Annotated in this window: 8 protein-coding genes and 1 pseudogene; 3 read left to right on the top strand and 6 right to left on the bottom strand. The window is 58.5% G+C overall.

From position 1 onward, the window contains the following. The first annotated feature begins 6 nt into the window (after positions 1–6). Positions 7–864, top strand: a complete 858-nt coding sequence (locus GT003_RS22340; RefSeq protein WP_161702017.1) for an AraC family transcriptional regulator — start codon at positions 7–9, stop codon at positions 862–864. Between the two features lie 58 nt (positions 865–922). Beyond that, positions 923–1,084: pseudogene (locus tag GT003_RS22335) on the top strand (DUF2188 domain-containing protein); the annotation flags it as partial. 182 nt (positions 1,085–1,266) lie between these two features. Here GT003_RS22335 and GT003_RS22330 read toward each other — a convergent pair. From GT003_RS22330 to GT003_RS22315, 4 genes are all read right to left on the bottom strand, one after another. Next, positions 1,267–1,941 carry a hypothetical protein gene (locus GT003_RS22330; RefSeq protein WP_161702013.1) on the bottom strand — a complete coding sequence of 225 codons (675 nt, stop codon included), beginning with the start codon at positions 1,939–1,941 and terminating at the stop codon, positions 1,267–1,269. A 20-nt stretch (positions 1,942–1,961) separates the two neighbouring features. Then, positions 1,962–2,513: a HupE/UreJ family protein gene (locus GT003_RS22325; RefSeq protein ID WP_161702011.1), complete on the bottom strand. Its 552-nt coding sequence runs from the start codon at positions 2,511–2,513 to the stop codon at positions 1,962–1,964. A gap of 89 nt (positions 2,514–2,602) precedes the next feature. After that, complete coding sequence (locus GT003_RS22320; RefSeq protein ID WP_161702009.1) at positions 2,603–7,594, bottom strand: CehA/McbA family metallohydrolase; 4,992 nt, start codon at positions 7,592–7,594, stop codon at positions 2,603–2,605. 365 nt (positions 7,595–7,959) lie between these two features. Beyond that, complete coding sequence (locus GT003_RS22315; RefSeq protein ID WP_161702007.1) at positions 7,960–8,754, bottom strand: SDR family NAD(P)-dependent oxidoreductase; 795 nt, start codon at positions 8,752–8,754, stop codon at positions 7,960–7,962. 286 nt (positions 8,755–9,040) lie between these two features. On the opposite strand from GT003_RS22315, the gene GT003_RS22310 reads away from it, so the two are divergent. Continuing rightward, entirely contained in the window at positions 9,041–9,628 is a 588-nt protein-coding gene (locus tag GT003_RS22310) for a P-loop nucleotide/nucleoside kinase family protein (protein ID WP_161702005.1), read from the top strand. Positions 9,629–9,801: 173 nt separating this feature from the next. On the opposite strand, the gene GT003_RS22305 is transcribed toward GT003_RS22310, so the two are convergent. Further along, positions 9,802–11,664, bottom strand: a complete 1,863-nt coding sequence (locus GT003_RS22305; RefSeq protein WP_161702003.1) for a heparinase II/III family protein — start codon at positions 11,662–11,664, stop codon at positions 9,802–9,804. Between the two features lie 207 nt (positions 11,665–11,871). Further along, complete coding sequence (ypfJ, locus tag GT003_RS22300) at positions 11,872–12,705, bottom strand: KPN_02809 family neutral zinc metallopeptidase (protein WP_161702001.1); 834 nt, start codon at positions 12,703–12,705, stop codon at positions 11,872–11,874. Between the last annotated feature and the right edge of the window lie 89 nt (positions 12,706–12,794).

The raw sequence follows: 12,794 nt of genomic DNA, 5'->3' as shown, positions 1-12,794 counted from the left end.
ATTCGGTTGAAGATTGAAGGGTTCCATATTCCATCGCAGATTTCCGACTTGGATCTCTATTATTGCGGCATCGAGACCGTCGTCGATTCTTTTACCTGCGGTCCTTTCATACGAGATAAACATTTGATCCATTACGTCATCAAAGGCAAAGGCTTCTTCGAGTGCCGGGGACGGAGGCAGCCGGTGCAGAAAGGCGAAATATTCGCCATCTACCCGGGCGAGCTTACCTATTACGAGACGGACCCGAGCGATCCCTGGACCTTCTGCTGGTTCGCGTTCGGCGGCAGGCGGACGAAGGAGCTGCTGCTGCGGGCCGGCGTTTCCGTGGAGGATCCGGTCCGCGGCATACGCGACGGCTCCGGCATTCCGGATCAAATCAGCCTCATGATCGATACGCTGCAAACCTATCCCAGCCGCGATCTTCCCGCCTCCAGAATCCATGGCGCGCTGTATACGATCTTCGCGATGCTGGAAGTCTCCCATCTGGCGTCGAGTCCGGCCTTCAATAGTCGAACCGAAGCCCCCGATTATACCGGCAAGGCGCTGAAGTTTCTGGAGACGCATTACCAGAATCCGATCTCCATCAAGAACATCGCCGATTACGTCGGACTGGAACGGACCTATTTCACGAAGCAGTTCACCAAAGCCACGGGCCTGTCTCCCCAGCGGTACTTAATCAAATACCGAATCGAACAAGCCCTTCGCCTGCTCGCAACGACGGATATGACGGTCGGCCAGATCGGGAAGAGCGTGGGCATACCGGAGATGGCGTATTTCTCGCGGCTGTTCAAGAAGGTCGTCGGCGTCGCGCCGAAGCAGCACAGCCTGACCGTACAAGCCGACCGAACGCCGGCCCCTGTTTAGGCTCGGGCCGAATCGGCTAATGAACAGTAAGGACAAGCTGCAAAGGAGGCCGAATCAAATGCCATGGACGCATGACGATTATCCGGATTCCCTCAAAAATTTCCTCGCGCCCGTCCGCAACAAAGCGGTCGACATTGCCAATGCGCTGCTCGAGGACGGCTACGAAGAGGGCCGCGCGATCTCGATCGCGACTTCGCAGGCGAAGGAATGGGCGGAGCACCGGCACAAGCGGATTCGCAAGAAAAACCATTGACGGACGAACGGCCTCGCATGGAATGTATGTTGCCGTCGTCACAACAAACAGCCGCTTTATCCGGAACGATCCGGACGAAGGCGGCTGTTTGTTTGGTGCATGTAATTAAGGCGCAGCGAAGCAATGCACGGATGTGTCGTAGCTCCTGTTTATGCCGCATTCCTCGCGGATTTGCGGCGCTTCCAAAGCGCTGCCGTCAATGCGGCCAAGAGCGAAGAAACTGCCAAGATTCCGAATCTGATTATCGTTCCGGTCGATAGGGCCGACACATGCCTGACCGAGCGGCCTTTGCCGGTTCGATCCCAACGGAAGGCCGTGCCGGACTTTGTAAAGCTGATATCTTTGGTTTCGCCTTGAAAGGCGATATGCGCCATATTGATATGATGCACGAAGCCTTCCTTCTGGAAAAAGGCATAGTCGATGCCTAGGTCTTCAACCGGCGCCGGGAACCGAAAGCTCATATGCGCCACGATCATCGGCAGCAAGCCGCGATCCTTCATTTCGATCTTTCCGATCAGCGGCTTCACGGCCTCTCCCCCGCTGGACACTTGGACTCCCGAACTCATAAACGCCTCCAGCGTTTCCGTTTGTCGGCTGACCTCGGATTCGTCGACGTATCCGTCCGAATTCAAATCCAGATCCATAAATTCCAGCAGCTGGTACGGATCCATATAGAGGTCATAATCGACCGTGCTGCCGTTCACCGCGATATCGGAATAACCGATCGGTTCAAAGTGAGCCGAGACGCCGAGCGGCCATGCGCCTAATAATCCGGCCATAAGCGCGCAGACAGCCGCCAACTTCCCAAGTTTCCCGATTTTCATGCACGTTCTCCTCCTGCCGATCAGTAAAATTGCTGCGTGACGCGTTCGATGAACCAATATAACCCGAAGCATGCCACGATGCCCGAACCCCCTGCAAGCAGAAGACGCTCGTCCAGCCTCGTCTGTTTGTATGCCCAAATGAGCGGCAGCACGGCACCCAGCACGAGAATCTGCCCCGCCTCGACGCCCAGATTGAACGAAAACAACGGAATCGCGAAGTGGGCGGACAACGTCCCGCGCAATATATCCGCAAACCCGAAGCCATGGATCAAGCCGAAGAAGAACGTTACGATCCAGCGGTGGTTCAGACGGCGAACGAACAAGTTTTCAACGGTTATATAGACGATCGAGAGCGCGATCAGCGGCTCGATAATGCCGGGCGGCAGACTGACGATCTCGAGCGCGGACAAGGCAAGCGTCACGCAGTGCCCGGCCGTGAAGGCGGTCAATACTTTCAAAATGCTCATTTTCGACATGCGCGCGATAATCAGCCCGAAGAGAAACAACAGATGGTCGTATCCCGTCAGGATATGCTCGATGCCCATCGTCAGGTACTGCATGAAGTCAGCCATGCAAGCAGGCTCCTTTCGGCAAGGCTGCCGTTAAAATAAGGCAGGGAGCGCGGTCAGCCCGCACTCCCGAACCTACAAATCCATTTACGTTACGATTTGTCCATCAACTGAAGGACGGACAGGATGACCTTGACGGCTTCCGCCCGCGTCGAAATGGCATTCGGAACGAATTTGCCGTCCCCGCGCCCTTCGATAATGCCGAGCTGCTTCAATTGCTCCGCCAGACTCCGTGCCCATGCAGGGATGGAGGCCGCATCGCTGAACGTCGATCTGGTGCCGTCATCGCTCAGTCCCATTGCCTTGGCGAGCAGGACGATCATCTCCGAACGGTTCAGCTCCTGGTTCGGACGGAAGGTCTTGTCCGCATAACCGGAGACGATGCCGGCCTGAAGCGCCTTGCCGATCGCATCGGCTTCCCAAGCCGGCGCGTTGGCCAGATCCTTGAACGCAAGCGTCTGCACGGAGGCTTGATAGCCCATGGCTTTCACGAGAACCGCAAGGAACTCCGCCCGCGTAATGGCTTGGTTTGGCTTAAAGGAGCCGTCAGGGAATCCTTTGATCAAGCCGTTGTCGACGGCTTGCTGAATGTAATTCTTGGCCCAGCTGTCCTTCACGTCGCTAAAAATTTGCTCGACCGGCGTAGGAGGAGCCGGGTCCGTCGTTACCGGCGGTTCCACAGGCGGCTCGGGCTCCGTTGCCGGCTCATCCGGTTCCGCGGGCTCTTGCGGCGGCGTTGGCGGCGGCGTTGGCGGCGGCGTTGAGCCGTTGTTGCCGTCATTCCCATGACCCGGACCCGGCGGTTTGATGGCGATCGTGACCGTCGCCGTATTGGACGCGCCTTTGCCGTCGCTTACTTGATAGGTAAACGTATCCTCGGATTCCGTCGTCACGTCGGCCGATGGGGTATACGTCGTTTTACCGGTCGCCGCATCCGTGATCTCGGCCGTTCCTTTCGCGCCGTTCGCCACGATCGCGTACGTCAGCGGATCCCCGTCCGCATCCGTTCCTTTGAGCGTCAGATCGATTGCGATACCGGTCGTCGTGTTGAACGACAGGTTCTGCGCGGCCGGCAGATGGTTGCCCGGCAAGATCGTGACGGTTACCGTCGCCGTATTGGAATCCGCATGGCCGTCATTGGCCTTGAAGGTGAAGCTGTCCGTCCCCGTTACGCCGGCTTGCGGCGTATACGTAAACCCGCCTGTCGCCGGATCGACGATGGCCGCCGTTCCTTTCAACCCGTTGCTCACGATGGCGTACGTCAGCGAATCATCTTCGTCCGCATCCGACGCGGACAGCTTCTCGCCCGTCAGGATAACGTCTTGACTCGTCGAGTATGCTCCGTTCACCGCGACGGGAGCCGCGTTATCCGGCGTCTCTTCTTGCAGCGTGATCGTCACGGTCGTCTCCGCGGAAGCAAGGAAGCCGTCGGAGGCAGTGAACGTGAAGGTATCCGTGCCCGGAGAAGCGTCTGCATTCGGTACGTAAGTAAACGCGCCGCTGGCCGGGTCCTTTACGGTCGCAACGCCTCTCGTTCCCTGCACGGCGATTTGGTAGGTAATAGGGTCACCGTTCGCATCGGTTGCGGCCAGCATGCCGTCGATCGGGTGTCCGACCGGCGTCGAATAGGCTCCCGGCTGTCCGATTGGCGCTGCATTCGCCTCGACCGTGACCGTCGTATGAATCTCCAGGTTGCCGAACGCCGCGGTAATGACCGCCTGGCCCGGTTTTAAGCCCGTCATCAAGCCGTCGCCGTCGACGGAAACCGTCGTTGTATCGCTGCTAACGAACGCGAGCTTGCCCGTCGGCGCCAGCGCCAGCGTGCTCTTGTCGATGTACGTGCCCGTGACGCCCAGCACGGACGTCTTGTTCTCGAGCAGCTTCTTGTTCGGCTGATCGAAAGCCATGCTTTGCGGGACATTGACGCCGTCTGTCACCCAGATCGGGTTGGAGAAGGCGAATTTGCCTCCTGTGCCTTCGATTTCCATGCGGTAGAAGTCGCCCGGCTTCGCATTGTCCTGCACGGTCTGCGTCCAGCTCGTTCCCGTAAGTCCCTTGAACTCCTGCAGCAAGACGCCGTTCTTCATGAGGCGCGCGGTCGTCAAGCCGCCCGGCGCGGAGCCGCTCAGCACGATCGTCGCTTGGCCGCCTGCCGCATCCACGGTCACGTCGGTTCCGATCTGCTTACCGTTGAGGGTAAAGCCGAGATCGATGTCCCCGTTCGTACCGTACAGCATGCCGGAGCGAATGGCTTTATACACATCTTCCTTCGACAGCTTGTCCATGTAGGCTTTGATATGCGGGTCGCCGACTTTACCCGGATTATGAGCATCCGAGTTGGCGAGGCCGATTAGATGGCGGCCTTGTACGTTCAGCTCGTCCCATTTCTTGAACGCGCTGTCGTTGACCGGATGCTTCGGCGGATAGAAGCCGTTCCACACCTCGATGCCGTTGTAATTCTTGACGCTCCAGTCATCCCACTCCAGGCCCGGATAGAACGGATGCGCGATGAAATGCATGCCTTGGCCGTCATTGTTCGCGCGCGTCTCGTCGATGTATCCCTGCGCCGGCTGGGCCCAGTTAATCAGGCTTGAAATATCGTAGGCAAGCGAGTGTCCCCCGCCCGTCGTGATTTCTTCGCCGAGCAGTTCCACGAAGTCAGGACGGTTCTCTTTCAGCACGTCGTCCTTTTGCTTAATCGAGTTATGGTCGGTCGCCGTTAGGAAGTCCAGCCCCTTGTTGCGGGCAACGGTCGCGTTGTCGTTGATCGAACCGCTGCCGTCGCTGTACCGGCTGTGCGTATGGTTGTCCCCGGAGTACCAGCCCGCGCCGTTAACGAAGACTTGGTCTGTCTTCACCGTATATGGCGAGCCGTCCTTGGCAACGTCCACCTCGATATTGCCATGGCCGCCGCTCGTGGCGGTCAAGTTCCATGTCACCGTCTCGCTGCCGCTAGGCGCGATTGGCGGAATCGAAGCCTCGAGATTATCCGAGGTCGACAGGTTGGCGGGCAGCTTCAGGCTGCCGGACAACCCGGAGACCGTCGACTCCGAACCGTTCGTAACGGTCAAGGTCGCCTTGAAGCCGTCCCCCGTTCCGAGCTCGCTCTTGTCGGTCGTCAGCTCCATCCGAACGCCGGTCTGTTTGCTGATGATCTCGTCATATACGTTGCTGACCGCGACGCTCTTATCGACGAGGCCTTCCGTGCCCGTCGCTATGAGATGGCGCATGATACGGAATTCGCCGTTCGCGGGAATCGTGATTTGCTTCTCGCTGATCACGTACGAATTATCGCCGAATACCGTGAATCCCGAGAAGCTGCTGTCGTATACGATGCCGTAAGCCTGCCCCGACGTGCCGTATTGGGCAAACCAAGGCGCCGTAGGCGTATACGTTGCGAGATTGGGCAGCTGGCCCGTGCCCGGCACGTAAGAGAGCGTTCCGGCTCCGTCATGATCGAGCGCGTCGCCTGCATAAGCCGTAAGCGGCGTCCCGGTCGTATTCTTGAAGACCGTCTCCGCGTCGATCCATTGCTCGCCGCTTTTGACGGCGTAGGTCGTCTCAACATCGATGCCAGGAACCTCGGAATACGTCCCTTTCACCTTGACCGAAGCTTCATCCGGATTGGACGCCCCGACCTCGACGCTTGAATTGGTCACGGTTTCGACATCCCAAGGATTCTTGGCAGGCATAATGCCGGTCCTCAAATACGGAAGATTGATCCAGTCCAGATCGTCCTCCATGCCCTGAGCGGAGAAGTCGAGCGGTCGTCCGACTGAGTTCTTCAGCTGCGAATCGACGGTCGTCTTCGCGATCGTCATGGCGAGCTTGGAGTTCTGCAGGACGATATCGTCCATCGAGCCCTCCGCCAGCGCTCCGAGCAGACGCACGCCCGTTCCTGCGGAGACGGAGATCGGCTTCATCTCGTAGTCCATTGGATACGCGATGGACGAATCGGGGGTAATCTCGACCGAGCTCGACTTGGACTCGTAACCGGGTCTGGAAGCCGTCAGCGTGTAGGTGTTCGGCGGCAGGAACAATTCGTATTTGCCGGCGGAATCCGTCGTGACGGTACCCGCTACCTGGGCGTTGATGTTCTTGGCCACTAGCGTCACGCCCTTGATGCCATAGCCAGTGGAGGAGTCCGTCATCGTTCCGCTTACTTTGCTGTAATCGGGCACTTCCGGATCGAGAACGGACAGCTCTTTGGCATACGCGGAGAAGTTATCGTACGCGTTGCCGCGCTCCGACGGGATCTCCGTCATGTGATACCACGTGATCTGCTTGCTCTCGCCCGACTTCACGCTGGCATCGAACCAAGCGCCGAAATAGATGTTGTTGCCGTGAACGGCGGCAGGCTGGCTGTCCAGCCAAGCGATGGCGTGAGCCGGTTCGCCGGAGGACGTATCCGTCCCGTCATAGATATAATTCTCGTTCCAGCCGGAAGTCCGAAGTCCTGGCAGCCAACCGATGCCTGGCGCGTACGATACCTGCGCTCCGGGAACGTCGGGATCCAGCGAATACAGAAAGTAACCCGAGAAATCCTTCGTATCCGTATTGTTCAGCGTCATCGTCATTTTCATGATCGGAGCATCCGGCAGCATTTGATATTTGACCGAGCTTTTGATCTTGGCATTGCCGTCCCATTGACCGGAAGCCACGATCGCGTCTCCGTCGACGCCGATCGTTTTCAGATCGAGCTGCAAGCCGGTTTGGCCGTATTTATCGTTCATCGTCGGGCTGAGAACCAGTTCCGACCAGTCCAGCGTTTCCTTCATGTTCGCCTTCGGATCCTTCGATACGAAATCGACGGGCCAGCCTTTCTTGTAGGAGCCCTGCGCATTGTTACCGCCGACCTTGTTCGAGATGACCGCGACGGCTTTGTCGTTCTGAACGTAATAGTACGTATCTCCGGCAGTCACGTCTTTCCCGGTCGTTCCTCCTCCGTCATAGGTAAATCCCGGATCCTCCGTCGAGGTACCGGCCTTCACGTCCGCCGGCAATGCGGCGTAAGATTTGCCAACCGGCAGTATGCCAAGCACTAGCGCGGCAGCCATGCCCGCGTTCAACCACTTTTTCCACATAAGTATTGTTTGCTTCCTTTCTCGTGTCGTCATCTGTGTACCAGCACTTTACCGTCCTTCGTGACTCGCTTCACCTTGTCCTCGCATGTACTCAAGCGACATAATTCTACAATCTTCATGTAAATGCTGTGTTCCGAGTAAATGAATAAATTGTTAATTCGGAGCGGGGTTAGAAGGATAGAAATGAGATATAGATTCATAACGGTGTGGAATTCCCCTATAGCGACTGCTGTTTACGTTGCAGCCGGCATATTAAACGACATAACAAAAAAGGTTGTCCCGTAAGCATCGAGGCTCGCGGGACAACCTTATTGTTTATTGTAATTAGCTTCCGTTCTGCTTATGGACAATACGGAGCGCCGCCCTCAATCCCAGCTGCGCATCGGCTTCTTCAACCCGTCCTCGATCCACAGAAACCGCCCCGTGATCCCATCGGACTCGGGCAGCAGCAGATCCAGGATCAGCTTCACGGACTTCTCCGGCGAATCGCCGCCGGTGCGTTCCACCCAAGCGACCCAGTCCTCCAGCTCGCCGGGCACGCGGACGGTGTCGCGGATCGCCTCGAACATCTCCGTCTTCACCTCGCCGGGATGGAACACGTTCGCGGTGACGCCCGTTCCCGCCAGCTCGGCCGCCAGCTGCCGCGTAAAGTGATTCAGCGCGACCTTGCTTGTCGCATAGGCGCTGTTCGTGCCTTCCGGCTCCGCGAGCGAAGCGGCGGAAGTCACGTTGATGATGCGCCCCCAGCCCTGCTTTACCATCTCTCCGGCCAATGCCCGGCAGACCAGATACGGACTGACCGTATTGATCACGATCGTATCCATCCAGCCCGCCGGATCGCTCTCGAGAATCGGTCCGATCTCTTTGAACACGCCCGCCGCGTTGACAACGACCGCCGGAACGCCATAGTTCGCGAGCACGTGGCCGGCCATGGCGTTCACGTCCTCGATCTTGGCGACGTCCGCCGCATACGAATACGCGGTACCGCCTTCCGCGCGAATAGAGGCCGCCGTCTCTTCCAGCTTCGCGATTCTGCGTCCGACCAGCACGACGCTCGCGCCCTGCTTGGACAAACCGATCGCGATCGCCCGCCCGACGCCGCTTCCTGCGCCGGTTACCAGCGCAAGCTTTCCTTGCGCCGCTCTACTATGTTCCGTCATCCGACTCTCTCCCCTGATCTCGAATAGGTTGCGGTTCTTGCGAATCTCCCCGCACAATCCATAGGAATAGGCAGACTGTACGTCTTGTTTCGTTCGATGCTCTTGAACACGTTCCTTGCCCGCTTTCCGCTAATTGTCAGCGCGTCAGCCCATGAGGTCATCTTAATCGTCACGCACGGCGCGTCTCTGTTGGACTCGGCGGAGCACGATGATACAATACGTTTAACAACCATCGGTCGCACATGCTCACCGTTAGCTGCGGCACGATCAGAACGGAGGTCATGCAATGCGCAAGCTCATATTCTTCATCGGCCCTGCTGGCGCAGGCAAAACAACGCTGGCCGAAGCATGGATCCGGCGGCACGGCGGCGCGTACTTGGATATGGACACGCTGCTGCGGCCGGCTGCGCAAGCGCTGATGACGCTCGCCGGCCGGGATCCGGAGGATCGGGACTCGCCGTTCTACAAGCAGCATTGCCGCGATCTCGGTTACCGAATAACGATGGATGCCGCGCTTCAACAGCTGGCGCTCGACCGCGATGCCGTTGCGGTCGGCCCGTTCACCCGGGAGACGGAGACCGCGGATTGGCTTGAAACCGAGCTGGCCCGTATCGGTGCCTCGACTGCAGACGTGCTTGTCAAGGCCGTATACGTCTATCTGCCGGATGAGGACGACTACCTTGCACGCATCCATGGCAGGGCTTCCTCCCTCGACGCTTGGAAGCTGCAGAACTGGCCGCAGTTCCGGCACTCGCTGCGGCACCGGAATATCGCCTGGCCTTTGCCTCCGGAATCCGTCCTCCGCTTCGATAATTCCGGCCCTTACACGGACGGGAAGCTGGCGGAGCTGGAACGGTTCATCCTGCGGAGCTGATGGGTCGGCCTCCAGCCGTGCCAAGCCTTCCACGAAGAAATAATCGCCGCAGATCAGCGGAACGTCGACGTTCCGCCACTCTCTGCCTCCATTATAGAAAACGTTTACATATTCGTATATATTGTAATTTCGTCATTCCGACTGTTCGAGCGCTGGCGGTCGGACCGTTCGGGCTAACGAAAACGAAAGGTCAGCGTAATCCGCTGCTCCGGCTTAGGAGCGCGCACGTTAAAATCGAGCGCGAACCATTCGGTTTCACGATCGGAATGATCGCGCATCTCCCGTCGTTCGATCGTCGGCTGCAGCTCAGCCGCATCATAATCGATAACCATGGCGCGTCCCGAACCGCTTGATAAGACGATGCTGGACTCTCCCTCGAGGACAGGCGCGATCCGGGTTACGATTCGCTCCGTAATCGAGACGGGCTGCAAGCTGAAGCGGAACGTATCCTCGAGAACCAGCCTTGGAAGCGAGCCTTTGTGCCATGCAAAACGCCGGTGCAGGGTATTCAATTGCGGCAGACGGTAAGCGCCGGCCATGTCGAACTGCAGCTCATCCAGCAGATCGCCGATGGACGCGGTCACATCGCGAGCGGCATTCTCTCTTCCCTCCTGCTGATAGCAGCCATCCACGATCGGCACCGAGTGGCCCTGCGAGCCGTTGCAATCGTAGCCGTACCGCCCCGCGCCGAAATAATCGGCCGTATATTCGCCGCTGCCCAAATCGCAGACGAACGTCTCTCCGTCGCTCGCGAGGATAAACTGCCCGATGTCATTGTGGTTATGCGGCTCGAAGTTATGGCCGCCCTTGGCGGCAAAGCCGAACCGGCCGGATTCATCGACCTGACGGGAGACGAGCCATTCCGCGTCCGGCAGATAGAAATCGCCGCCGGCCCAGTTGTCGCCGCGCTGGCGCGGATCGAACCATAGCAAGTTGCGGAAGGCATGCGCCCAGCGGCTGCAATGATCCTCCGTATACGGTGCCCGCAGCCCGCTCGGCGGAGCAGCCGTCTCCGGATACAAGCCGGCCAAATAATGCGAGAGCCCCAGCTGCACGGACGCATAAGGATTGGCATCGGAGAAGTTGACCGTCAGACCGCCGTCCAAATAGACCTTTTGCTGAAACGAGGCGATTTGCCGCGCTTTGCCGTCTCGTAACAGATCGACCGCGCCTCGCGTTCTCTTGTTTAACAGATCCGCGAAATAGACGAAATAACCGAAGCCGTAATTCCAATACCCGACGCCCTCCAGACAGGCGCCATCCTCGCCGAAGCCGGCCAAATAATGATCCATGGCGAGCAGCGCCTTCTCCACGATCTCCCCGAGCGATTCCGAATCCTCCAGCAGCAGGAGCGCCGCGGAGCCGATCGATCCGGCGCAGACCGCGGCCCAGTTGTGGTTGGCAGTCTCCCAGAAGTACGGACCTTGGAGCAGGTAAGGCTTGAATAACCGCTGTACGACTTCCTCGATGATCCTGCTGCGCAGAAGCGGGGGCAGCCCGGATTCCGTCAAACTTAAAATTTCGACGAGCGCAAAGCCGGTCTCCGCGGAGAACAGATCGATCTGCGTGCGGCGTTCCCTCCTGCTCCATTCGGGCGAATCGACCGCGAAGCGCTGACTGCCGTCGATTTCCGCCCCATGCTTGAGATGGGCCGGCAGGCACCAGGTATATTCGTTGCAGATCGACCAGAGAATATCGTGCAGCGCCGAGCGGAACGTCTCGTCGCCAGGCTCGAGCAGCGACAAGAATGCCATCGTATTCAGCCTTCTTCGCTTCTCGAAATAGACCTTTTCGAACGCCCGCCGGTTCCCCGTCTGCTCGAACAATACAAACAGCGAATAGCTCAGCTCGGGAATCGGCTCGTCCAGCAGCCGCTTGCCTTCGGCGCGGATTTCCGCGATCGTGTCCCCGTAAGCGTCCGCCTCGCGGATTCGGCGCCAGAACTGATCCTGCGTCTCGCCGCCCGGCGGAAATAAGAGGCCCGCTCCCCCCGGCTCCCCTTCCTTCAAGCTCGCGCGAATCGAATCCCCATCCATCGTGATCCCTCTCCTCTTGCATGAATTGGAGCTTGGCTGTTCCTGCATCCCCTTTACCCATTGTACCTATTTTAAGCGAATAGGTTTAGCAGGAATCGCACCGACAGCGCAAAAAATGAGATCCGCAAACGAGGCAAATAGAAACAGCGCCGAATCCTTGAAGGATCCGGCGCTGCTTGCCCCTGCTTTGTTCCGACCGGGCAGCAGTTACAGATTGCCCGCGTGGAAGGTGTCCCCGCCCTCAACCGTACCGGTCGCGAGCCCTTTGGTGAACCATCGCTTCCGCTGCTCCGACGTACCGTGCGTGAAGCTCTCGGGCACGACATAACCTTGCGCCGCTTTCTGGATCGCATCGTCGCCCACCGCGCTCGCCGCCGTTAACGCTTCATCGACGTCGCCTTTGTCCAGCAGCTGCTTCCCTTGCTCCTGCTTCGCCCATACGCCCGCAAAATAATCCGCCTGCAGCTCATACCGCACGGAGAACGCATTGGTCTGCGCCTTGGTCGCATTTCGGCCCGGCCGGGAATCTTCCCCGCTGCCGAGCAGCGTCTGCACGTGATGGCCGACTTCATGGGCAATGACGTAGGCCATGGCGAAATCGCCCGCGGCATGAAAGCGATTCTGAAGTTCGTCGTAGAAGCTCAGATCGATGTAGAGCTTATGGTCGCCCGGGCAGTAGAACGGACCGACGGCCGACGATGCCGAACCGCACGCCGAATCGACGCTTCCCGAATAAAGAACGAGCACCGGTTTCTCGTAGGTCAGCCCTTCCTTCCGGAAGATGTCCGTCCATACATCCTCGGTGTCGGCCAGCACGACGGACACGAATTGGGCCAGCTCTTTGTCCTGCGCCGTCTCTTCGTACGGCGTCCCCGTATCGGAGCCCGTGATGCCGTTCAATAAATCCCCGGGGTTGCCGCCGAGCAGGACGACCAGCAGCACGATAACGATAGAGCCGATGCCGCCGCCGATTACCGTCTTGCCGCCCATTCCGCGGCGATCCTCGACGTTGGCGCTTGCCCTTCTCCCTTTCCATTGCATAAGCGGTTCCTCCCTAGGTACATGACGTTTTACGTTATGATTACCCAAGGAAGGCACTTTTCTCTCTTCTCGCCCAAGTTATTCCCGTG

It is taken from the genome of Paenibacillus sacheonensis, from assembly GCF_009909195.1.
GTDB classification, from domain to species: domain Bacteria; phylum Bacillota; class Bacilli; order Paenibacillales; family Paenibacillaceae; genus Paenibacillus_Z; species Paenibacillus_Z sacheonensis.
Note: the sequence above shows the minus strand (reverse complement) of the source record. Positions and strands in the feature narration are given on the sequence as shown.

Bases quoted from the DNA above. Each gene is read 5' to 3' on its own strand.
- GT003_RS22330 (WP_161702013.1), bottom strand. From the start codon at position 1,941: ATGAAAATCGGGAAACTTGGGAAGTTGGCGGCTGTCTGCGCGCTTATG.
- GT003_RS22325 (WP_161702011.1), bottom strand. From the start codon at position 2,513: ATGGCTGACTTCATGCAGTACCTGACGATGGGCATCGAGCATATCCTG.
- GT003_RS22320 (WP_161702009.1), bottom strand. From the start codon at position 7,594: ATGTGGAAAAAGTGGTTGAACGCGGGCATGGCTGCCGCGCTAGTGCTT.
- GT003_RS22315 (WP_161702007.1), bottom strand. From the start codon at position 8,754: ATGACGGAACATAGTAGAGCGGCGCAAGGAAAGCTTGCGCTGGTAACC.
- GT003_RS22310 (WP_161702005.1), top strand. From the start codon at position 9,041: ATGCGCAAGCTCATATTCTTCATCGGCCCTGCTGGCGCAGGCAAAACA.
- GT003_RS22305 (WP_161702003.1), bottom strand. From the start codon at position 11,664: ATGGATGGGGATTCGATTCGCGCGAGCTTGAAGGAAGGGGAGCCGGGG.
- ypfJ (WP_161702001.1), bottom strand. From the start codon at position 12,705: ATGCAATGGAAAGGGAGAAGGGCAAGCGCCAACGTCGAGGATCGCCGC.